This is a genomic window from Palleronia pontilimi, from assembly GCF_016412875.1.
Taxonomy (GTDB): Bacteria; Pseudomonadota; Alphaproteobacteria; order Rhodobacterales; family Rhodobacteraceae; genus Palleronia; species Palleronia pontilimi.
The window spans coordinates 131450-154446 of sequence record NZ_JAEKPD010000013.1; the positions used below are offsets into that span (position 1 = coordinate 131450).

Below are 22997 nucleotides of genomic sequence, written 5' to 3' on the forward strand. Positions count from 1 at the left end.
TCCTTTCCCCGCCCGGCGGGTCAGAAACGCAGCTCGGGCGGCACGTCTTCGAATTTCAGCGGCATGTTGAGGGCCGAGTAGCGCGCGAAGGTGTCGCGCTGGATCTCGGTCATGGGAATTTCCTTGTGAAACGGTGACTTGAACGTGCCACGCCAGCCCGTCTCGTCCCGGTCGTGGGTCAGGTAGCCGGAAAACAGCGCGTGGCAGAACTGACACTGGCCGATCGCCAGGTCCTTGCCGTCGGGCGGCAGCATGGCGGCATCGTTCGACGCGGCGAGGGCGGCCAGCGTGTCCGCGTCCAGGGGGAAGTTGATCTCGGCGTAGCCCGCGAAGGTCCGGGCCTGCCGCGGGTCCAGGTCCGGGGCGCGGTCGAGCGCCCAGGCCGTCCAGGCGTCCGCATCCGCGTCCCGCGCCGCAAGCTCGGCAAGGCTGTCCTCGCCCGTCAGGCGCAACAGAAGCGTGCGGCCGCCGTCGGGCATGAAGTCGTAGAGCTCGTCGCCCGCCAAGGCCGCCGCGACGAGGGCCACCACCGCGACGCCCGCAAGCCAGGTGGAGCGCGGGCCGGGCATCAGGGGCCCGGATCGGCGAAGGCGAAGACGGGAACCGTCATCGTGCGCCGCGCCTTTTCCGTGGGAAAACCGCTGCCCTTCAACAGGTCGAGCTGAAGGGCCGTGCGGTCGTCCAGGTATTGCTCGCCGCAGGCCGTGCAGACCAGGGCGGGGATATCTTCGACGACCACCAGGCGGGCATCGTCCCAGAAGGCCGACTTGACGCGCTCGGGCACCAGGCGACCGGATTGGCAAGCCGTGCAGGTGCCGGGCGTGCCGGTGCCGGTCGGCGCATCGCCCCCCGGCACCGCGGCGGTGGGCTCAGACAAGGGCACGGGCCGCCCCCGCGATCTTCTCGGCATCGGGCCGCATCCAAGTGAACATCTCGGGCGAGGCGGGCGGCGGCGCGTCGGGGAAGGCCACGCGCTTGTATTTCGCGCCCTCCACCTCGGTCGCGACGCGGGCGATCACCTCGGCCCCCGGTCCCAGCGTGTAGTAGGACTGGTCGACCGTCAGCAGCCGCTTGGTCTTGCCGACCGAGTCCACCAATGTCTGGGTGTCCATCTCCTTCAGGACGCGCAGGTCCACCACCTCGACGCCCATGCCTTCGGCGGTCAGCGCCTCGGCGGCCTTCAGCACCTCGGGCATCCCCGCGCCCGAGCCGACGATGGTCAGGTCGCTGCCTTCCATCCGCAACGCGGCCTTGTCCAGCGGCACCTCGTAGGGCTCGTCCGGGACCTCTTCGACCAGCGTGCGCAGGCCCGCGGGATAGAGATAGACCACCGGGTCGGACGAGCGCAGCGCCGCGTGCATCATGCCCTTCGCGTCGTAGGGCGTCGACGGGATGACCGTGCGCACGCCGGGGATATGGGCGTAGTAGCTGTCTTCCTCGTAGCACGAATGCTGGCCGGCGAAGCCCGGCGTCTGGCCGGTCATCTCGATGATCCAGACGACGGGCATGGACGCCCGCCCGCCCGTCATGTAGCGCAGCTTGCCCGCGACGTTCTGGATCACCTCGAAGGGCATCAGGGCCCCCTGGTACGGGATATACGTCGCCGCGGGCGACCCCGCGAGGCTGGCGCCCAGGCAGCACGACGCCATCCAGTATTCGTCGATCCCGGTATTGACCACGCGCTTGCGGCCGAATTCGGTTTCCAGGTTGATCACCGGCATGCCGGGGTTCGACGCCACGGGCGGCGTCAATTCGAAGATCCAGATCATCCTGGGATCGTTCTGCATCTCCCACTGAACGGCCTCGAGGACCGAATACATCCAACTTTTCTGTGCCATCGGTTTATCCTTTCATCAGACCGAGCCGCATCAGCCGAATTGGCGCGCGGGCACGGCACCGTCCGCGAAGACGTGCTTCAGACCGTCCTCGGGTGTGCAGAGGGGCTGCTGGGCAGCCCAGGCGAAGGCTTCGGCGATCTCGGCCTTGATCTCGGTCTCGATCGCGTCGGCCGCGGCGGCGTCCAGGGTGCCCCAGTCGATCAGCGTCTTGCGGGCGATATCGACGGGATCGCGCTGCATCCAGGCGCGGACCTCGCGCTCGGGCCGGAACGACGTGATCGCCAGCGGGTCGTAGCCGAAGGCGCCAAGCTCGCCCGCGGTGGCGCCGGGTGCGCCCCAGTGGTTGTAGTAGCGGTAGGTCTTGGCCTCGATGAAGCTGGGGCCGCCACCCGCACGGGCGCGGTCCACGGCTTCCTTCGCGGCGTTGTAGACCTGGAACACGTCCTGGCCGTCCACGACCCGCGCCGGGATGCCATAGGCTGCGGCCGCCCGCGCGATGTCCTTGTGCGGGCAGGAATAGCTGTAATGCGCGTATTGGTGGTAAAGGTTGTTTTCCAGCACGTAGATGAACGGCAGATCCAGCATCCTGGCGTTGTTCAGCGACGAATGGAATTGGGGCGTCGCGTAGGTGCCGTCACCGCCGAAGACGACCGCCACCTGGTCCGAGCCGCGGGCCCGGAACGCGAAGGCCGAGCCGGTCGCGATGGGCATCGAGGGTCCGATCATGCCATCCGCGCCGACGAAGCCCACGGACGGGTCCGACAGGTGCATCTCGGCGGCGTAGCCGTTGTTCAGGCCGGTCGCGCGGAAGTCGTTCTCGGCGCACATCTTGGGGATGTCGACGCCCTTGGCGATCGCGTGGCCCGAGGGCCGGTGCGACGAATAGGCCAGGTCGATCTGCTCGAACGGCCCGTCATTGCGGAGCGTGGCGCAGACGCCGGTGGCGACCGCTTCCTGGCCCGCGTAGAAGTGGTTGTAGCCCCGGTAATCGGGGTTCGTCAGCATCTGGTCGGCCTGCGTCCGCTCGTGCCAGCGGATCTTCAGGATGGTCCGGTACATATCGACCAGCTTTTCGTCCGACAAATCCTTCGCATAGAAGGCGATGTCGCCATTGGCGAAGGCGCGGGTGCCCATGGACACGACGGCGCCGGTCGCGGCGGCCAATTGCAAAAACCCACGGCGGGATTCGGATGCGGGTCCGTCGTCCTGGCTGGCAGACGGGGCCGCGATACGCGTCAAACTCTCCATGACAGTATCCTCCAACTTGCGGCCCACAAGGCTGCGCGGGCCCATGGAACAGAGGATGAACCAGATCCCGGGGATCGGCTTGATATCGGTCAAGCGGGGTCGGCCTGACCGAGCTACTCTGTCTGGCCGGAAGGGTCTTCGCGCGCGCGGGCCAAGGCGGTCCGCGCGTGGCAAGACCTGTGCGGCAATGCCCGGGGCGCGCATCGCGGCACATGACGCAGGTCAATCCCGCGCGCGGGTATCCGTTTATCCTGAAGTCCGGACGTGAAGGGGCGATGAGACGGGACGGGCAGGCACGGAAGGAGGACCGATGGAGGTTTGCGTTCGACCCCGCGCGGCCGGGTTTTCGACGCCCCGTTCCGGTGGCTGCCAAGGCGTGTCCCGGTGCGTGGGGCGATCCGCCAAGGGGTGCCAGGACGACGGCACGCTAAAGATCGAGCGGCACCCAGGACAGGTCGAAATCCCGCGTGGCGCGATAGACCACGCCGTTCGGGACCTCGGCCCATTCGGGTTCCTGCGTCACCGGCTCGGACGCGACCTCGATCGCCCGATAGCGGGTTCCGGGGTCGTGCAGGACATGCGGCTTGCCGCAGATCGGGCACTTGAACCGGTGGTCGCGGCGGATGAAGGACAGGGTCCGGTTCAGCCGCGCGCCCACCAGCCGGTCGCCGTCGGTCAGCACGATGTTCAGTCCGACCGGCTTGTCCGGCGCGACCTCGCGCGCCCATGCGACGACCTGCTCGAGCCCGTGCTTGACGGTGGCGAGCAGGCCCTTCTCGGGGTGGCGCAGGAACAGGCTCATGAGATAGCGAAAGACGTGCTCGCTGTCGGTCTCGCCCCGGATTTCGGCCCGGTGAAGGGGGTCTATGTGATCGAGCATCAGGAACCGGACCCGTTCGAAGCCGGGCACCGTCCCGTTATGGGCGAAAATCCAGCGGCCGTGCTGGAACGGGTGGGTGTTCTGAAGGCTGGTGCCGCCGACCGTGGCGCGGCGGACATGGGCCACGACCGTCTTGGCGTAGACGCGGGCGGCCGCCTTCGAGAAGTGTTCGCCATGAAAGGCGGCCCAGGTCTGCTTTTCGATCTTCGGAACGCCTTCGGGATAATCCGCGACCCCCCAGCCGTGGCCGTGCATCATGCCCGTCAGGTCGGCCCTGGACTGCTTCATCAGCGCGTTTTGCGACTGCACCAGTCCGCATTCGACGCGGGTCGGCTCGTTGGCGTGCATGGCATAGAGGCGGCACATCAACGTGCCCCCCGCGGGCCCGGCCTTGGGCGCGCGCGATGAACGAGGCCGCCCCACCGGACCGCGACGTCGCGCAGGTGGTCGCGGCGCTGCTGGCGCAGGAACCGGCCTTCCGGACAGAGGCCCAGTTCGGTCCGCACGTGCACCAGGGCGCGGGGCCGGGGCCGTCGCTTCTGATCGGCGACCAGTCGATGATGGAGCTGCATTCGGGGCTGACCCCGTCGATCCTGGATCACCGCATGGCGCTTCTGGCCCGGCCCGGCGACGTGGTCGTGGTGCGTCGACGCTCGGCCGCGTTCGAGCACTACGTGGGCGACATCCTGGGTCTTGAGTCGGTCACGTTCCTGGCACCCCCCGCACCCAGCCCCGCGCCCGTCGCCAAGCTGTGCCACACGCTGCCCGAGCTGTTCGAGCCGCTGAGGACCCTGTTGCGCGACCGCGACAGCCTGACGATCCGGTCCTACCTGACGAACGGTCACGATTGGCGGCTGGCCCAGATCCTGGGCGACGCCACGCAATGCCCGGTCTTCGTGCACGGCCCCGCGCCGCGGATCGCGCGCCGGTGCAACAACAAGCTGTGGTTCTGGCGGCAGACCAGGCGCGTGCTTGGCGCGCGGACGGTCCCGGCATCGTTCCATGCCTTCGGGCCCGCCGCCGCGGCGGCGCAGGTGGCGCGGATCGCGGCCTCCGGCGAGGACGTGGTGATCAAGGTGCCGAGCAGCGCCGGCGGCTGCGGCAACCTGCGGCTTCCCGCGGCCCTGCTGGGCGGCATGGACCTGGCCCGGATCCGCGCACTGATCCTGGCGCGGCTGCGGGCGACCGGCTGGGGCGGCACCTATCCGATCCTGGTTGGCGTTTGGGAGACGGGCGTGACGCAAAGCCCGTCGGCGCAGGTCTTCATCCCATTGCCGTCCGACGGGCCGCCCGAAGTGCGGCATCTTTTCCAGCAACAGGTGGCGGGGCTGGAAGGCGAATTCGTGGGCGCCGTCCCGGCGCATCTGCCGGGGGCGATCCGCGACAAGATGGTGGCCGAGGCCGGTGAGCTGTCGCGTCTTCTGCAGGGCTTGGGCTATTTCGGGTGGTGTTCCTTCGACGCCATCCTGCTGGCCGACGGGACGCTGCACTGGATCGAATGCAACGGCCGGTGGAGCGGTGTGTCGATCCCGCTGGCCGCGGCGGCCAACGTGACCGGGCAGCCGCCGCGCGGGATCGCCATCGCGCAGGACGGGCTGGACCGACCGCTTCTGCGGACGGGCGCGCTGCTCGGGGCGCTGGACGATCTGCTGTTGCGCAAGGGGGCGTCCGACAGCGGTCTGATCCTGCTGTCCCCGCCCGAGGCCGAACCGCCCGCCACGTTCTGCGCGGTCGCCATCGCGGCAAGCCAGGCCGGGGCCGATCGCATCCTTGCCGAAGCGCGACGGCGCCTGGCCATCGCGTAGCCGCCGCAACCGGCTGCGGGGATGATCGGGACGCGGTTCCATGGCCCACGCCTACTGCAGCGCGGTCCCCCCGGGCTTGAGCCGCGTCAAGGCGCGCGCGGGATTTCGGGGGCAAGCTTGGTCCAGTCCCGCCCACCTGAAGGAAAGGCCCCATGCGCGTTCTCATCCCCATGCTGGCGCTCGCCGCGCTGCTGATCCCGCGTCCCGACCCGCTTGGCGCAAGCGAGATGGAGGATCTGGCCCGGATCACGGCCGAATGGCTGGCGTCGCCGCATGCCGAACGCGGCGCGCAGGCCTTCACCCACTGGGACGCGGACGGCGCGGTGCCCGAGGAGTGCGCCACCTGCCATTCGGGCCCCGGCTTCGTGGATTTCCTGGGCGCGGACGGCACGCAGGCGGGCGTCGTCGATCATCCGGCCCCTACCGGCGCGCCCGTGGATTGCGTGGCGTGCCACACCGGCGCGGCCATGGCGTTGCGGACGGTCACCTTTCCGTCGGGGGTCAGTGTCCCGGACTGGGACGACGCGGCCGTGTGCGCGACGTGCCACCAGGGCCGCATGTCGGGCGATGGCGTCGATGCGGCCGTGGCGGGCATGGGCGACGACGACGTCTCGCCCGACCTGGCGTTCCAGAACATCCACTATCGCGCCTCGGCGGCCACGATGCTGGGGGGCGTCGTGCGCGGCGGCTATCAATACGCGGGCAAAACCTATGCCGGGCGGTTTGAGCATGTCCGCCGGTTCGATACCTGCACCGAATGCCACGGCCCGCATTCGACCGCCGTCACCTTCGACGGCTGCACCGACTGCCATAGTGGCCTAACCTCGCCCCGCGAGATCCGCACCGGGCGCCGCGATTTCGACGGGGATGGCGACCGGGCCGAGGGCATCCATGGCGAGATCCTGACGCTATACGCGCGCTTGGGGGAGGCGATCGGGGCCTATGGGGAAAGCGTCGCCGGGGCTCCGATCGTCTATGCCGCCGAGCGCTATCCCTACTTTTTCGCCGACACCGATGCGGACGGCATGGCCGATGACGACGAGGCTGTCTTCGGGAATTGCTACCAGTCCTGGACGCCCCGGCTTCTGCGGGCGGCCTATAATTACCAGCTCGTCGGCAAGGATCCCGGCGGCTACGCGCACAACCCGCGATACGTGCTGCAATTGCTGTTCGACAGCCTGCAGTCGCTTTCCGCGGCGATCGAGCTGGATATGAGCGCCTATTCCCGCCCCTGAACGTCCGCGGATGCCGGGACCACCGGAATCGCGCGTCTTCGGGACAGGCGGGGACGGGTAATTGCGCCCTTCAGCAGGTGCAATGGATGTCCCACATGCGGCGCATTTTCGGGATGCAGGTCGGCGGGATGCGGTGATAGCGCGCGATCTCGTCATCGGTCATGCCCAGATCGACGAAGGCCTGCAACGTGGGCTTCGGCAGCGGCCCGAGGGCCGCGACCCAATCGCGCCAATCCGCCTGCTCTGCCGGTCTGTGTCGGGTCGGGCGGTCCTGCACGGAAGGAGCATCGGACCGCGCACGGCCATCGCGAATCTTGGTCGCGTGGTACATTCGTCTGACCCTTTCTAGGGGAGGTGTAGATTGGATACTACTGTCAGAAAAGTTTCCGCGCCATCTTGCGGTAGATCAAAATTTGCGCATGCGAATCACCACCCGCGAACTTCCGCCGACCGGGTGGCGGGGCCTTCGGCGGAAGACCGATCACGCGCGTCGCGACACCGCTGATCGGTTGGCGGATCGGGCCGGGAAAGCGTGCCCGCTTGAGTACGATCAAGCGGACAGGTTGGATCTTCGGGTACACAGCCCGCCATGGATCACGGGGCATCAACCTTCAAAGACCGCGCCGAGGCCGGCAGGGACCTGGCCAGGCGGCTGGCCGAGATGGACCTGGATCGCCCGCAGATCTACGCCCTGCCCCGCGGCGGCGTTCCGGTCGCGGCCGAGGTGGCGCGCGAGCTTGGCGCGCCGCTGGACGTGCTGCTGGTGCGCAAGATCGGCGCGCCCGGCAATCCCGAGGTGGCCCTGGGCGCCATCGTCGAAGGCGTGGACGCCCAGGTGGTCATCAACGAGGACGTCATGCGCATGAGCGGCGCCGACATGGACTTCCTTGAACGCGGCTATGCCGAGCAGCTGTCCGAGCTCGACCGGCGCAAGAAGGTCTATGTGGGCGACCGGGCCCGGCTCGACCCGTCGGGCCGGACGGTGGTCGTGGTGGATGACGGGCTTGCCACCGGTGCCACGATGAAGGCGGCGCTGACCGCGCTTCGACGCCAGGGCGCGGCGCGAATCGTGGTGGCGCTGCCGGTCGCCCCCGTGTCGGCGCTGGAAGAGCTGTCCGAGATCGCCGACGACACCGTTTGCCTGATCCCGTCCACCGCGTTTCGCGGCGTCGGCGCGTTTTTCCGCGATTTCCACCAGCTGTCCGACGACGAAACGGTGCGCCTGCTGCGCGCGCGCTGGGAAGCCGAACCGCCCCGGGACGCGCCCGACCCCGTGCAGGTGCGCCAGGTCCAGATCCCGCCCCTGGGGCTGAAGGGCGAATTGAGCCTGCCCGCACGCCCCACCGGCATCGTGATCTTCGCCCATGGCAGCGGGTCCAGCCGCCTGAGCCCGCGCAATCGCCACGTCGCATCGAAGCTGAACGCGGCGGGCTTCGCGACGCTGCTGTTCGACCTGCTGACCCCCGAGGAAGGGCAGGATCGCCGCAACGTCTTCGATATCCCGCTGCTGGCCGAACGGCTGGTGGAAGCGACGATGTGGGTCGCGTCCGAGCCCGATATCGCGGATCTGCCCGTGGGGCTGTTCGGCGCCAGCACCGGCGCGGGCGCGGCGCTGGTCGCCGCGGCCGAGATGAAGACGCGGATCGCCTGCGTCGTCTCGCGCGGCGGGCGACCCGACCTGGCAGGCATGTCGCTGCCTTATGTCACCGCGCCGACGGTGCTGATCGTGGGCGGACTGGATACAGAGGTCATCGCCCTGAACCAGCAGGCCCTGGCCGCGCTGCGCTGCGAAAAGGCGCTGCGGATCGTGCCGGGCGCGGGCCACCTGTTCGAGGAGCCCGGCACGCTGGACACGGTGGTCGAGCACGCGGTCGATTGGCTGGGACGCCATTTCAGCCCCGCGAAGACCCCGCCCGCCCCGCCACGGCCCGCGACGCTCGACCGGGCCGGTCTTTCCGACGTGGCCGAGCCGCTGCCCGAGATCGACGACCCGGCCTTCGCCGACAGCTTCGACCGCTTCGGGTCGCGCCGCATCGTCCTGCTTGGCGAATGCTCGCACGGCACGTCCGAATTCTACCGCGCCCGCGCCGCGATCACCCGGCGGCTGATCGAGCAGCATGGCTTCACGGCGGTGGCGGCGGAAGCGGACTGGCCCGACGCCGCGGCCATCGACCGGGACGTGCGCCAGTTGCCGCCGCGCGCCATGCACACGCCCGCCTTCGCGCGCTTTCCGACCTGGATGTGGCGCAACGCGGAGTTCGAGGATTTCGTCAAATCCCTGCGCGCGCACAACGCCCACCTGCCCGAGGATCGGCGCGTGGGCTTTCACGGGCTCGATCTTTACAACATGAACGCCTCGATCGCGGCGGTGCTTGATTATCTGGACCGCGTGGATCCCGCCGCGGCGAAGGTCGCGCGCAAACGCTATGGCTGCCTATCGCCCTGGTCGCGCGAGCCCGCGGCCTATGGCCGTGCCGCCCTGACCCACGGCTTCGCGATCTGCGAGGGGGCGGTGAACACCATCCTGGTCGATCTGCTGAAACGCGAGCTCGACTACGCCACGCGCGACGGCGACCGTTTCTTCGACGCGGCGCAGAACGCGCGGCTGGTGGCCAATGCCGAGCGCTATTACCGCGCCATGTATTACGGCTCGCACGTTTCGTGGAACCTGCGCGACAGCCACATGTTCGAGACGCTGAAGCAGATCCTCGAGCATGGCGGGCCCGACACGAAAGTCGTGATCTGGGCGCATAATTCGCATATCGGGGATGCAAGGTTCACCGATATGGGCCAGTCGCGGGGCGAGTTGAACATCGGCCAGCTGACCCGCGAGGCTTTCGGTGACGACGCTGCGCTGATCGGGTTCGGAACGGCCACGGGCACGGTCGCCGCGGCGTCCGAGTGGGACACGCCGATGCAGGTGATGCAGATCCGCCGCCCGCGCCCCGACAGCTACGAGGCGCTGTGCCACGATGTGGGCCACGAGCGCTTTCTTCTGGATTTGCGGCAAGGCGGCAAGGCCCGCGCGCACGCGGCGCTGCGCGGGACGCGGCTGGAACGGTATATCGGCGTAATCTACCGCCCCGAGACCGAGCGCTCGAGCCATTACAGCGCCGCGACGCTGGCCGACCAGTTCGACGCCTATGTCTGGTTCGACCGGACGAAGTCCGTCACCCCCCTGCCGACGACGCCTGCGCCGGGCGAAGACGAGCTTTATCCCTTCGGGCTTTGAGCCGAGCCGCCCGTCCCGCCATCGCCACGCGTCGCAAGCCGCGCATGGGCCGGAATCGGGTATGCTGCAGCCGCGAAATATTCGTGGCTCGTTGATCGGGATCAAGTGCCGGGCACGGGGTCACCGCTAGGCTCGTCCATGCACCTCGGAGCCGTCATTACCGATGCCGCACGCATTTTTAATCCTTTTCTATTCGTGCATTATCCTGCTTCCCCTTCTCATTTCATCCAACAGCGCGTGGCCGCCCCGGTCGGTCCTGGACGAGATCGCGTCGGGCCTGGGGATGGTCGCGTTTTCGATCATCCTGGTGGAATTTACCCTGTCGGGACGGTTCCGCACCCTGTCGCACCGGGTCGGACTTGATACTACGCTGCGCCTGCATCGCCTGATCGCGCGCACGGCCCTTGCCGCGGCGCTGCTGCATCCCTTCCTGTTCCGCGCGGAACGCAACCCGCCCTACCCGTGGGACGTCACCCGCGATTTGACCGTCATCAGCGACCTGGGCCTGCTGTGGAGCGGCATCGTCGCGTGGCTACTGCTGCCGACCTTCGTGCTTCTGGCGATCTCGCGCGGTCGGCCAAGCTATCGCTACGACGGCTGGCGGTGGGGACACGCGATCGGGGCGGCGGTGATCGGGGCGCTGCTGCTGCATCACACGCTGGTCGCCGGGCGCTACGCGGACGACCCGACGCTGGCGTGGTTCTGGATCGGGCTGTCCGGCGTGGCGCTGGTGAGCTTTCTGTGGGTCCATGTCGCCGTTCCGCTTGGCCAGATCCGGAGGCCGTGGCGGGTCGTGGGCATCGAGCGCGCGGCCGACAGGATCTGGCGGGTCGAGATCGCGCCCCGGGGCCATGACGGGCTGGCCTATCGGGCCGGACAATTCGCGTGGCTCAATATCGGGCACAGCCCGTTCAACGTGGCCGAAAACCCGTTTTCCATCAGCTCGGCACCGGCGTCGGGGCGGAACCTGAGTTTCCTGATCAAGGAACTGGGGGATTTCACGTCGTCCTTGGGACGCATCGCGACAGGAACGCCCGCCTACCTGGACGCGCCGCACGGAACGCTGACGCCGGTGGGGCGGCAGGCGACGGGGATCGCCCTGATCGCGGGCGGCATCGGGATCGCCCCGCTGCTGGGCATCTTGCGGCAGTTGGACCTGGAAGACGATCCGCACCCGCGCAAGCTGGTCTACGCCGATCGGGGCATCGACCAGATCGTGCACCGCGACGAGCTGGCACGGCTGGGACGGGCCGAGAATGTCGCTGTCGAGCTGGTCCTGGAAACGCCGCCCGAGGGTTGGACCGGGGCGCGCGGGCGGGTCGACCTTGCGTTCCTGGCGGCGCGCTTTTCGGACGAAGAGCTGTCGGGATGGCTGTTCTTCCTGTGCGGGCCGCCCGCCATGATGAACAGCGTCGAGCGCGCGCTGATCGAGCTGGGCGTTCCCGCCGACCGCATCCTGTCGGAGCGGTTCGATTATGATTAGGCTGCTGCGCCGCCTGCCCGTCCATCGACGCGTGGCCATCGGCTGGTGGGTGTTCAACGTCACGGTCGCCCTTGCCGTGCTGGCCTTCGCCTTCAGGTCCTAGCGCCGCCGCGAAAGTCCCGGGCGTTTTGATCGATATCATGGCGCGACGTCCGGACTGGGGCGAGCCTGACGGCACCTGCCAGGAGATCCCCATGCCCCACCCAGATGACGCGCAGTCCGTGCCGCACGGGTCCCTTCGCAGACGCGTGGACCCGGCAGCCCTGCCCTTCAAGACGACGGCGGAGCTGGAGTCGTACGGCGGCCTGGTCGGACAGGAGCGGGCGATGGATGCGATCCGGCTGGCGGGCCGGATCCACCACCAGGATTTCAACATCTTCGTGCTCGGCGAGGAAGGCATGGGTCGGCATACCGCGGTGCAGGCGCTTCTGGCCAAGGAAGCGGCGGGGCGTCCGCTGCCCGACGAATGGGCCTACGTCAACAATTTCGACGAAGCCTACAAGCCGCGCTGCCTGCGGCTGCCGCCGGGGACCGCCGAGCGGCTGAAGGACCGGATGGAGGCGCTGGTCAACGACCTGGCCACCGAGATCCCCGCTTTGTTTGAATCCGACGACTACCAGACCCAGCGCCACGCGATCGAAGCGGAATACGGCGGCCAGCAGGAAACCGCGATGGCCGAGTTCGCGGAGCGCGCGAAGGAAGAGGACGTCGCCCTGATCCGCACGCCGGTCGGCTTCATGCTGGCCGCGATCCGGGACGGCAAGGTGCTGAAGCCCGACCAGTACGCGGCGCTCGACAAGGACGAGCAGGAGAAGATCGACGACAAGATCGCTCGTTTGCAGGAAGAGCTGGCGCAGGTTCTGCGCAACGCCCCGAAGCTGGAACGCCAGAGCCGCAAGGCGATCGAGCAGCTGAACGCGCACACCGCCGAGCGGGTCGTGTCGGCGCAGATGGCCGAGATCGAGGACGACTTCGCCGGGATCGCGCAGGTCGCAGCCCACCTTGCCGAGGTGCGCCACGACATGATCGCCAATGCGGGGCTGTTCCTGCAGGCGTCCCAGGGCGGTAACGAAGGCCCCTTTCCCGAGGCCGTGCGCAAGTACCACGACCACCCCGAGTTCGACCGCTACGCCGTGAACGTCATGGTGTCCCGCGAGGACGGCGATACCGCCCCCGTCGTCACCGAGGATCTGCCTACGCTCGACCACCTGACGGGACGGATCGAGCACGTGGCGCGGTTCGGGGCGCTGACCACCAATTTCACGATGATCCGGCCCGGCGCGCTGCACCGGGCGAACGGGGGATACCTGATCCTGGATGCGCGGCGCGTGCTGAGCGAGCCCATGGCCTGGGACGCGCTGAAGCGCTGCCTGAAAAGCGGCGAGATCGCGATCCGGTCGATGGGCGAACGGCTGGGCGTGGTGTCGACCATATCGCTCGAGCCCGATCCGATCCCCCTGAATGTGCGGGTCGCCCTGATCGGCGAGCGGATGCTCTATCACCTTCTGGTGCAGCTCGATCAGGATTTCCGCGATCTGTTCAAGCTGCAGGCCGATTTCGAGAACGCGATGGACAGCTCGGACGAGGCCATCGTGCTTTACGCGCGGGTCATCGGCGGCTTTGCCGCGCGCAGCAAGCTGCGGCCCGTCGCGGCCGATGCGATCGCCGCCCTGATCGAGGAATCCATGCGGCTTGCCGAAGATTCGCAGAAGCTGTCGCTTCACGTGGGCGCGCTTGGCGATATCCTGCGCGAGGCCGATCACTACACCGCAGAAGCCGACCGAACGGTCGTGGCGGCCGAAGACATCGCAGAGGCCATCCAGAAGCGCGAACGGCGCCGGTCGCGCATCCGCGAGCGGCTGCAGGAATCGGTGCAACGCGGCAAGATCCTGATCGACACCGACGGCGCGACGGTCGGCCAGATCAACGGCCTGTCGGTCGTGTCCATCGGCGACTACCGGTTCGGGCATCCGTCGCGGATCACGGCGCGGGTCCGCCTGGGGACCGGCGATCTGGTCGATATCGAGCGCGAGGTCGAGATGGGCGGCCCGCTGCATTCCAAGGGGGTGATGATCCTGTCGGGCTATCTGACCGCGACCTACGCGCTGGATCTGCCGTTCTCGCTGCAGGCCAGCCTTGTGTTCGAGCAGAATTACGGCGGGGTCGACGGCGATAGCGCGTCCTCGGCCGAGCTTTACGCGCTGCTGTCGGCCCTGGCCGAGATCCCCATCGCGCAGGGGCTGGCCGTCACCGGGTCGGTGAACCAGCTGGGCGACGTGCAGCCCATCGGCGGGGTCAACGAGAAGATCGAAGGCTTCTTCGAGACCTGCGACGCCCGCGGTCTGACCGGACGGCAGGGTGTGCTGATCCCGGCGGCCAATGTCGATCACCTGATGCTGCGCGACGCGGTCGTATCGGCGGCGCGGGCGGGCAAGTTCCGGATCGTCCCGGTCGCCACGATCGACGCCGGGATCGAGATCCTGACCGGCGTGGCGGCAGGTGCGCGCGGCCCGGACGGGCTGTTCCCGGACGCATCGGTGAACGGCCGCGTCGAAGCCCGGTTGCGCGGCTTCGCCGAACGCCGCCGGGCCTTCGGGCGCGACGTGGTGCAGGACGGGGACAGGGGGTCGGCATGACGGACATCGCCGCCACGCGCTATCGCCTGATGATCGGCGCCGCGTCCTTCGCCGACGCGCGCGCCGCGCTCGGCATCGCCGATCTGTTGGCGCAGAGCATGGCGTCCGAACTGGTGGGCGTGCTGATGGAGGATACCGAGGTCACGTCCCTTTTCGCGTCGCCCGGGCGCCGGATCGTGACCATCGGGGGGTCCGTGGTGGCGGCCCCGTCCGTGGCGCGTCTGCGGGCCGCCCTGGACAACGATGCGCGGGCGTTCCGCAAGGCGCTTGGCGCCATCGCGCGGCAGCACAAGCGGGCCTGGTCGGTGCGGCGGCAGACGGGCGAGCTGGTCGCCGGTCTTTGCAAGGTCGCCGGGGAGCGTGACTTGCTGTTGCTGGGTCAGGCCCATCCGTCGAAGGGGGTCGGCCGCGTTATCGTCATCGCCCCGCCGACCGGCGTGCCGCAGCGCATGGCCGGGCTCGGGCGCACCTTGGCCGAAACCCTGCGCGCAAGGCTCGCGACCGTGTCGCTGGACAGCGACGCGGGTGCCGATGCCGTCGGCATGAGCTGGGCCGACGAGACCGAGTTGCTCCGGTGGCTGAGCCGGATCCGGGCGGCGGCGGTCATCGTCGATCTGTCCGCGGGGCCCTTCACGACCGTGCAGCAATTGCGGCAGGTCGTCGACGTCGCGCGCTGCCCGGTGCTGGTTCTGGGCCTGGCGGCCGACCGGCGTTCGGGTTCGGTCGCGCCGGGGGACGAAGGCCGCCAGGCCGAATGAGCCAGGCGGAGGACGCCCGGGTTTTAACTTTCGTTCCGTACGGTCTTGGCGTGACGAGCGGTGCCGGGATCCACGTCCTGATCGGCGCGGCGGTCGGCCGGGGGTGTTCGCGTCCCGGGGTGGCGCGGGCTAGTCGGTATCGTCCCGCGGGGCGTCGGCCCGCTTGTCATCGCGCGGGCCGGTCAGCCCTGCCCCCCTGCGCAGCCGCGCGCGGGACTTGCGATAAAGCCGCTGGTTCTTCGCGATGAAGTCCGACAGGGCGTCGCCCAGCAGCCAGGTGGGGCTGCGCACCAGGTAAAGGTAGCCGGTCGCGCTGGCGATGGACGCGCCCACCGCGTCGATGATCAAATCGCCCATGGTGTCCACCAAGCCCGACTTCTGCATGTTCAGCCCGAACGACAGGTCCATGACGAATTCGAAGATCTCCCACAGCGCACCGATGGTGATCGCCACACAGAAGGTGATGAAGGCCAGCGCACCGGGCGGCGCTGCGAAGCGGTCGCCCTCGAACAGCATCAGCACGAACAGAAAGCCGCTGAGACCGAAGCCCACCGCCGAGAACGCGTGCAGCCACAGGTCCCACCACCAGACCCGTTCGTAGAAGTCGAACGCCTCGCCCAGGAAGATCGAGCCGATGAAGAACAGCGTCGTGGCGAAGAGGAACGGCACCGGCAGGGTCAGCGACAGGCGCGACGCCAGCAGCGGCGGTGTCAGCGACAGGCCCAGGGTCAGGAAGCTGACGAAGGCCAGCGACCAGCGCGCCAGCACCAGCGAGACGAGGCCGGTGAGCAGAAGAAGCGCCCAGATCGTCAGGATCGGTCGCCCGGTGTCGCGGATCAGGTGCATGTCATGCCTCGTGCGCGGCGGTGTAAACGGAACGCTGCGTCCTTATATACCGCCCATGCATCTTAACGCGATCCGCATCGCCAGTTACAACATCCGCAAGGCCCGCGGGCTTGACCAGAGGCGGCGGCCCGAGCGCACGCTGGCCGTCATCAACGCGCTCGACGCGGATATCGTCGTGCTGCAAGAGGCCGACAGACGACTGGGCCGGCGGCCGCCCGCGCTGCCGCGCCGGATGATCGAGGCCGAGACCGATTTCACGCTGGTCGAGCTTTCCGCCAACGGGACAAGCCTGGGCTGGCACGGCAACGCGGTGCTGGTGCGTGATCCGACCACGGTCGAGCGGACGCGGCGGGTGGACCTGCCAGGACTCGAGCCGCGCGGCGCGGTGCTGGTGGATTTCGCGATCGGTGACGGGCTGAGCGTCATCGGGGCGCATCTGGGGCTGCGGCGGCGCGACCGGCTGGGCCAGCTGGCCGCGCTCGACCGGCTGGCCGCGCGACGTGGCCACACTGTCATCGCGGGCGACTTCAACGAGTGGTCCGAAGTGCGCGGCTTCGAGCCGCTGGCAGAGCGTTTCGTCACCCACGCGCCGGGGCTGAGCTTCCACGCCCGCCGCCCGGTCGCGGCCCTCGACCGCTTCGCCCTGAGTCGCGACCTGCGGCTGAAGAATGCGGGCGTCGCGCAGGACGCGCTTGCGCGCCGGGCATCGGATCACCTGCCGATCTGGTCCGACATCGCGCTGCCCGCCCGGACGGTCTGACCGGCCAGCGGCGGCGGGTTGACGGGACTTCGGCCCATCCCTGTCAGGACCCTGACTTGACCGGGATCAAGGCCCCGCGGCGCCGGGTGGCCCAAGACCGATACCGAACGCAACGCGATGAGCATCGGCAAGGGGTGCGAACATGCGGCCAATGGACCACGCGAACGAAAAGGCTCCGGCGGACACCGCGACCGATCCGGTCTGCGGCATGAATGTCGATCGGGCGACCGCGCGTTACGAGGCGATCCACGACGGCGAGCGCCACGTCTTCTGCTCGGCCGCCTGTCGCGACAAGTTCAAGGCTGCGCCCGAGCAATACCTGGGCGGCCGCCCGCCGCCAGACACCCGGCCCGAAGCCACGCGCTACACCTGCCCCATGCATCCCGAGATCGTGCGCGACGCCCCCGGCGACTGCCCGATCTGCGGCATGGCGCTGGAACCGATGATGGTGACGGCCGAAAGCGGCCCCAACCCCGAGCTTGCCGATCTGCGCCGCCGCCTGCGCATCACCGCCCCGCTGGCCGCCATCGTCTTCGGGCTGGAGATGGGCACCCATCTGGGCCTGCCCTTCGACGCCTGGATCGGCCCCCGCAATTTCGCGGTGCTGCAATTCGCGTTGGCGACGCCGGTGATGATCTTCACCTGGCCGTTCTTCCGGCGCGGCTGGGCGTCGGTGCGCAACCGCACGCCGAACATGTGGACGCTGATCTCGCTTGGGACGCTGGCGGCCTATGCCTTCAGCGTCGTGTCGATGCTGGCGCCCGGCCTGTTTCCCGCGGCACTGCGCGGGGCGGACGGGCTTCCGCCCGTCTATTTCGAGGCCGCGGCGGTGATCCTGGTGCTGGTCCTTGCGGGCCAGATCATGGAACTGGTGGCGCGCGCGCGGACCGGCGACGCCGTGCGGGCTTTGCTGGACCTCGCGCCGAAAACGGCGCGGCGCGTCACGCCGGACGGCGAAGAGGATGTCGAGCTTGCGCAGGTGCGCCGCCACGACCAGCTGCGCGTGCGCCCCGGCGAAAGCGTGCCCGTGGACGGGGTCGTGCTGTCCGGCCGCTCGTCGGTGGATGAAAGCATGATCACGGGCGAGCCGATCCCGGTCGAGAAGACCGAAGGCGACCGGGTGACCGGGGGCACGTTGAACCGGACGGGCGGCTTCGTGATGGAAGCCCAGGCCGTGGGCGCCGAGACGACGCTGGCGCGCATCGTCCAGATGGTCAGCCGCGCCCAGCGCAGCCGCGCGCCGATCCAGGGCCTGGCCGACCGGGTGGCCAGTTTCTTCGTGCCCGCCGTGGTCGCCGTGTCCATCGCGGCCTTCGTGGCGTGGCTGGCCTTCGGCCCGGACGCGTCGCTGGGCTTCGCCGTGGCGGCCGCGGTGAGCGTGCTGATCATCGCCTGCCCCTGCGCGCTGGGTCTTGCGACGCCCATTTCCATCATGGTGGCGACGGGCCGCGGCGCGCAGGCGGGCGTGCTGATCCGCGACGCCGAGGCACTGGAGCGGTTCGCCGAATGCGACGTGCTGGTGGTCGACAAGACCGGCACCCTGACCGAGGGGCGCCCGGTCCTGACCGACGTGGTGCCCGCCGGGGATATGTCGCGGGATCGGCTGCTGGGGCTTGCCGCGGCGCTGGAAAAGGGCTCGGAACATCCGCTGGCCGAGGCGATCGTCGCGGGCGCGGGCGACGTCCCCCGAAGCGAGGTCACGGATTTCGACGCGGTCACCGGCAAGGGCGTCCTGGGCCGCGTGGATGGCGCGCGGGTGGCGTTCGGAAACCGGGCGATGATGCTGGACGAAGGCATCGCGCTCGGCGCGCTGGCCGACAGGGCCGACGCGCTGGAAGGCGACGGCAAGACCGCCATGTTCCTGGCCGTGGACGGATCGGCAGCGGGGCTGATCGCGGTGTCGGACCGGCTGAAGGCGACCACGGCCGACGCGATCCGCGCGCTGCGCAAGACGGGACTGCAGATCGTCATGGCCACCGGCGACAGCGAACGCACGGCGCGCGCAGTTGCGCGCGAGTTGGACATCGACGAGCTGCGCAGCGGCGTCAGCCCCGAGGACAAGGGCGCGCTGGTCACCGAGCTGCAGGGCCGCGAGCACGTCGTCGCGATGGTGGGCGACGGCGTGAACGACGCGCCTGCCCTGGCCCTGGCGGATGTGGGCATCGCCATGGGCACCGGCGCGGATGTCGCCATGGAAAGCGCCGGGATCACGCTGGTGAAGGGGGACCTGACCGGGATCGTGCGCGCCCGCCGCCTGTCCCGCGCCACCATGCGCAACATCCGCGAAAACCTGGCCTTCGCCTTCGGCTACAACGCCTTGGGCGTTCCGATCGCGGCCGGGATCCTCTACCCGATCTTCGGGCTGCTGCTGTCGCCGATGATCGCAGCCCTCGCCATGAGCCTGTCATCGGTGTCGGTGATCGCCAACGCCCTTCGCTTGCGCCGCGTCCGGTTGGACCCCCGCCACTGAGAGGTCGATATCGATGCGGCGCGCGGCGTCGGCAACATCCATCCACGCGGGTCGCACCACTGCCGACGGGCCACCGGGCATCGGCAGAAAATGCGAGGAAGGAACAAATCTGACGTCGAGGCTTTCGCATGCGCCGGATCTCGAGTCCGGGAATTCATTGGAATTCCTGCGCCGCCTTTTCGGACTCCAAGTCACGTTCCGACCCCCGCAATTTGCGCTGTGACCTGCTCGGTTTTGGTCCCGCATTCCTAGCGAAAGTAGCGCGGCCTTGCGCTCTGCTCCCCAACGCGCCCTTGGTCTTTATCGGGTTTCCGCCCTTCGATCAGGTGCACGGGCTGGTGTCGTGCAGTGATTTCATCAGTTCCGCCGGGACTTTGTGCCCGATCGCGCTGTGCGGCCGTTCTTCGGTGTAGTCTCTACCGTTGCCCGTCAGGCGATTGCGACGCAAGCGGCCGAGAGGGGCCAAGCCTCCAATTTTTCGGCCGTATCTTCAAGGTTCATGAACCAATGGCGGTTCAGGCATTCCGTCCGAAGCGCCCATTGAAGGCCCCGATGAAGGCATTGTCGGCTGGCCTTCCGGTCGCAAGACGTCGAGTGTGACACCGCGCTGATAGGCCCAGAGATCCATGTCGCGCGAGATGAACGCGCTGCCCTGGTCGACCCGGATCGTCTTCGGGTAGCCGAATCGAACCCGGGTCTGGAAAATCTCCCTGATACGCTGTTCCAGCGCGGCCTGGCCGGGCCGACGAGACGTCTAGCGGTGGGGTTTGGGATCAAACCGGATCACCGCGCAAGCACGGCGGATCGACACTCGCTGCCCGGCAGGCGCTGCTCGCAGCTATGAGAGGGCGCCAATTCGCCCGCATCTCATCGACCAGCATCCTCTACCGGGCAGGGTTGCCATTGCTGCGCCATTGGTCCGAGCCGCAATGGCGACGAGCTTTCGCTTGATGACGTCCGCTTGCCATTGTCCTCGGACCAATGGCGGACAAAGGCTCGCCAGATCCTTGTCGAGCGATAGGTCCGCGACGACCTTCTTCGGCCGCGCATTCTCCTGCTCGGGTTCTTGCAGGCGCTTCATCTCGGACGGCATCAGAACCGCAGACTAGTTTGGCGGGAAAACTGTCCACTGGACGCTTTTATTATCCGCCTGCACTCCCATTGAAGAATGTTGCCGAACTGATCCCAGCCTTGCGGCAGATCTCAACCACGGGCGTTCCATCCTCCGCCCGCTTGATCCTAAACGCCTTCTGAGCGTCCGTGACCTTCGCTGATTTCATGCGTTTCCGCTTCTCTCCCAGCCAGGGATCCAATGCGAAAAACTCTAACCAAAATCGGGGGCGTTTTCGGGGAGCACATCATTCGTGCAGGTGTGCAGGATCGAGATACTGCTGAGTGTGAGCTATGCGGACAGAGCAGACTTCGGTCACGACTGAGACTTACTCTGAGCCGCTTCGCGTCTCCGTATGGCTTCCAGCATCAGGTACGCGTTGTGCTTAATCTGTTGCGACGGCTCCTTTACTAACTTCCCAGCCCGAACAACCTTCCTCATCTCTGGGTAAACAACACCCCATTTCGACGGTCCAAAGAAGTTTACTGCCAATGCTCGATTTAGATCTGGCTCAGACAATTCTGCGCTACCCATAATTTTTGCGAAAAGCTCGCCGTCCGCACGGTCAATTGTGAGAATTGCCCCGCGTGACTTTTCCTCAAGCCACTGGCGAAGATCGGGAAGATGTCCTAGGAGACAGAGGTGCGCTGCTATCTTTCGAAACGCTCGAAATTCCTCCATACCCGCGCCTTGAACAACTGCTCGGCGCAAAATCGAGTCAATTCGAGAAACCTGATCCCCGGACAATTCAGATTGCTGCAACCTCCTGATCAGATGTCGCTTTACGTATCCAGACCTAAACAGCATTACATCTGCCTCAAGAAAAGTGATGGCGAACTCAATCAAGTCTGCTCGAGGTTCTGGCCATCCCGGTTGCGCGATATCTGCCGCGAAGTTCATGAGGTCTGACGGAAGCCAATGCCAGTCATCAGGTAGTTTGCCGGTGTACGGAGGAACTCGTGAATACTCCTTTAAGGCGGATTTCCAAGGCAGATAGCTGCAAGGACGACCTTCAGATTTCACGGTTCGACCAACGTGTTCTACGAGTTTTGTGAAGTCAGTGACTTTTCTGGGAGCTAGTCTTGCTGCACGGGCCTCACGATCTGCGTCGTTCCGGAGCAACGCATGTTCATTGATTGCGCGGATTGCGCGGATTGCGCGTATGCCAAATGGATCAGGAAAATCAATCAGAGTTTGCTTCCTTTGCACCAATTTACCGTGCTAAGTCTCGCGCGGTAGAGAGAAGAGAGCAAGTCCATTTGGGCTCTTAGGAGACCTTCGCCGCATGATCCAAGAACGCACGGTCTCAGCAGAGTTGGCCTTCGCTGCATCTCGCACGAACTGATCAGGCGCCGGACGAAGCAGCCGTTCGGATCGATTGCGCACTCATTCCTGGCTACAATTTTCTACCGTTGAAAAAGAACGGATAGTATGAATGCCAGAGGCATCGAGCATTTGAGATTTTTCACGCAAGATGGTGTCTAAAAAATTCGGAATCTTCTTCAAGTCAACTTCAGAAATCTCTGCGCCGTCAAGAACCTCTTTCGCCAGATTGCGGATAGATCCGGAGGCAATCGCATCTCGTCCTTTTAAATGATAGTCTTCCGAATCCGATATGTTCCAGAAAATTGAAACATTGACTTCACATCCATCCTCCCGGAATGAGCCTCTAACGTCCTAACGTCTCTCGAAGAGAGTGTTTTCAATCACATAGGTTTCAAAATACGGAATACAGGTTTGAAGCCCCGGCCCAACCTTTCGCTGAATATTTCCAGCCCTGTCGAAAATGAGAGCTTCGCTCTCTGGTCGGACCGAAAATAATCCACAACGTGTGACAGATGTCTGGGCCGCGGAAAGCGTTGGGGCAACGATTGCCAAAAGTACGACCAAAAAAAGCGCAAGTTCCGCTTCCTCCGTCAAAATTGTATGATGCTCCGATACTGCTCCTCATCCCTTATGGCAAGACAGTCGGGAAACCGAGTGGCTCAGCCATTGTCCGCCTGCTAGCTGTTCCACTCGCCTGCGGGACAGTTCACGCTTCGGGCTCCAAGCAGACCTGCGGCAGTGCGGCATCAAACATTATGCCGAGCGAGCGGGCGACGTCGTCGGCTGTCCCAAGCTGTCATTCGACGGCGAAGCGGCATGCTGCGGTGCGGCCCGCATTCCGGACGTTCGCGGCGGGTGCAAAACCAGAAGTGTGTCGTCGCAACTCCGACCGGCCTCTGTTGTCTTACGGATTTCGGAATTGCGACAAGAGGTTATGCTTACCCGACTTCACAATGCGCCACCGGCATCGCTCGCGCCGGGACCGGATACGTGGTAAAGAAAATGCGATCAGGCAGAGATCTTTGGCGCCACCCCCTACCCTGGGAAAGCGCTTGGTTGTTGCTGGGCAGCCTTGATCTTGCGGCACCTGCATGTTTCGAACGCAGCGCACGGCAGGCGCTCAAGGACGGTCTCCGAGATCATCTTCCTTGCCCCCAAGCGTGCAGTAGACAGGCGCATACTTCTCAAACAGCTTCAGTTCATCCTCGATGTTCTCGAAACGCGGGCGGCCCTTGGCACGACAAAATCCCGATACTCGGCGTATAGCGCGCGGATCGAAACCTTCTGCCTGGTTTCGGCGATGAGCATGTAGTCAACGAAGTCATCTACCCATCCGCGAGATTTCACGGCGGACCGGGCTGTCTCGCAA

At 66.8% G+C, this 22997-nt stretch carries 17 protein-coding genes and 1 pseudogene; 8 read left to right on the forward strand and 10 right to left on the reverse strand.

Features of this window, described 5'->3' with window-relative positions; translation table 11 throughout:
* Positions 1-20 precede the first annotated feature (20 nt).
* From ILP92_RS13215 to ILP92_RS13235, 5 genes are all read right to left on the reverse strand, one after another.
* The gene (locus ILP92_RS13215) at positions 21-569 is read right to left on the reverse strand and encodes a hypothetical protein (protein ID WP_198916881.1); all 549 of its coding nucleotides are present in this window, start codon (positions 567-569) and stop codon (positions 21-23) included.
* The gene (locus tag ILP92_RS13220; RefSeq protein ID WP_198916882.1) at positions 569-877 is read right to left on the reverse strand and encodes a type II toxin-antitoxin system MqsA family antitoxin; all 309 of its coding nucleotides are present in this window, start codon (positions 875-877) and stop codon (positions 569-571) included. Before ILP92_RS13220 ends, ILP92_RS13215 begins: the two co-directional genes overlap by 1 nt.
* The gene (locus ILP92_RS13225; RefSeq protein ID WP_198916883.1) at positions 870-1838 is read right to left on the reverse strand and encodes an alpha-ketoacid dehydrogenase subunit beta; all 969 of its coding nucleotides are present in this window, start codon (positions 1836-1838) and stop codon (positions 870-872) included. Before ILP92_RS13225 ends, ILP92_RS13220 begins: the two co-directional genes overlap by 8 nt.
* A 30-nt stretch (positions 1839-1868) precedes the next feature.
* Complete coding sequence (locus ILP92_RS13230; protein WP_198916884.1) at positions 1869-3086, reverse strand: thiamine pyrophosphate-dependent dehydrogenase E1 component subunit alpha; 1218 nt, start codon at positions 3084-3086, stop codon at positions 1869-1871.
* 427 nt (positions 3087-3513) lie between these two features.
* Positions 3514-4332 carry a class II glutamine amidotransferase gene (locus ILP92_RS13235; RefSeq protein ID WP_198916885.1) on the reverse strand — a complete coding sequence of 273 codons (819 nt, stop codon included), beginning with the start codon at positions 4330-4332 and terminating at the stop codon, positions 3514-3516.
* A gap of 38 nt (positions 4333-4370) precedes the next feature.
* Between ILP92_RS13235 and ILP92_RS13240 the strand changes: the two genes are divergently transcribed.
* Positions 4371-5771, forward strand: a complete 1401-nt coding sequence (locus tag ILP92_RS13240; protein WP_198916886.1) for a preATP grasp domain-containing protein — start codon at positions 4371-4373, stop codon at positions 5769-5771.
* A gap of 152 nt (positions 5772-5923) precedes the next feature.
* Complete coding sequence (locus ILP92_RS13245) at positions 5924-7006, forward strand: cytochrome c3 family protein (protein WP_198916887.1); 1083 nt, start codon at positions 5924-5926, stop codon at positions 7004-7006.
* A 70-nt stretch (positions 7007-7076) separates the two neighbouring features.
* On the opposite strand, the gene ILP92_RS13250 is transcribed toward ILP92_RS13245, so the two are convergent.
* Positions 7077-7337 carry a hypothetical protein gene (locus ILP92_RS13250; protein ID WP_198916888.1) on the reverse strand — a complete coding sequence of 87 codons (261 nt, stop codon included), beginning with the start codon at positions 7335-7337 and terminating at the stop codon, positions 7077-7079.
* 258 nt (positions 7338-7595) lie between these two features.
* Here ILP92_RS13250 and ILP92_RS13255 point away from each other — a divergent pair, with 258 nt between their 5' ends.
* The 4 genes from ILP92_RS13255 (at position 7596) to ILP92_RS13270 (ending at position 15115) form a co-directional block, all read left to right on the forward strand.
* Positions 7596-10238: an erythromycin esterase family protein gene (locus ILP92_RS13255; protein WP_198916889.1), complete on the forward strand. Its 2643-nt coding sequence runs from the start codon at positions 7596-7598 to the stop codon at positions 10236-10238.
* Positions 10239-10521: 283 nt separating this feature from the next.
* Positions 10522-11721: a ferredoxin reductase family protein gene (locus tag ILP92_RS13260; protein ID WP_198916890.1), complete on the forward strand. Its 1200-nt coding sequence runs from the start codon at positions 10522-10524 to the stop codon at positions 11719-11721.
* 194 nt (positions 11722-11915) lie between these two features.
* Complete coding sequence (locus tag ILP92_RS13265; RefSeq protein WP_198916891.1) at positions 11916-14357, forward strand: Lon protease family protein; 2442 nt, start codon at positions 11916-11918, stop codon at positions 14355-14357.
* Positions 14354-15115, forward strand: a complete 762-nt coding sequence (locus tag ILP92_RS13270; RefSeq protein ID WP_198916892.1) for a hypothetical protein — start codon at positions 14354-14356, stop codon at positions 15113-15115. The genes ILP92_RS13265 and ILP92_RS13270 overlap by 4 nt, the downstream gene beginning before the upstream one ends.
* Positions 15116-15244: 129 nt before the next feature.
* Here the strand turns inward: ILP92_RS13270 and ILP92_RS13275 are convergent, their stop codons facing one another.
* Positions 15245-15961 carry a DUF2238 domain-containing protein gene (locus tag ILP92_RS13275; RefSeq protein ID WP_198916893.1) on the reverse strand — a complete coding sequence of 239 codons (717 nt, stop codon included), beginning with the start codon at positions 15959-15961 and terminating at the stop codon, positions 15245-15247.
* Between the two features lie 55 nt (positions 15962-16016).
* Here ILP92_RS13275 and ILP92_RS13280 point away from each other — a divergent pair, with 55 nt between their 5' ends.
* Together ILP92_RS13280 and ILP92_RS13285 are read left to right on the forward strand one after the other, a co-directional pair.
* Entirely contained in the window at positions 16017-16721 is a 705-nt protein-coding gene (locus ILP92_RS13280) for an endonuclease/exonuclease/phosphatase family protein (RefSeq protein WP_198916894.1), read from the forward strand.
* A 142-nt stretch (positions 16722-16863) separates the two neighbouring features.
* Entirely contained in the window at positions 16864-19191 is a 2328-nt protein-coding gene (locus ILP92_RS13285; protein WP_198916895.1) for a heavy metal translocating P-type ATPase, read from the forward strand.
* Between the two features lie 322 nt (positions 19192-19513).
* Here ILP92_RS13285 and ILP92_RS18560 read toward each other — a convergent pair.
* The 3 genes and pseudogenes from ILP92_RS18560 to ILP92_RS13295 all read right to left on the reverse strand — a co-directional run.
* A pseudogene (locus ILP92_RS18560) lies at positions 19514-19882 on the reverse strand (integrase core domain-containing protein); the annotation flags it as partial.
* A gap of 451 nt (positions 19883-20333) precedes the next feature.
* Positions 20334-20471 (reverse strand): transposase, encoded by a 138-nt coding sequence (locus ILP92_RS18565; protein WP_438361555.1) that lies wholly within the window; start codon positions 20469-20471, stop codon positions 20334-20336.
* A 146-nt stretch (positions 20472-20617) separates the two neighbouring features.
* The gene (locus ILP92_RS13295; protein ID WP_198916896.1) at positions 20618-21511 is read right to left on the reverse strand and encodes a hypothetical protein; all 894 of its coding nucleotides are present in this window, start codon (positions 21509-21511) and stop codon (positions 20618-20620) included.
* Positions 21512-22997: the final 1486 nt, after the last annotated feature.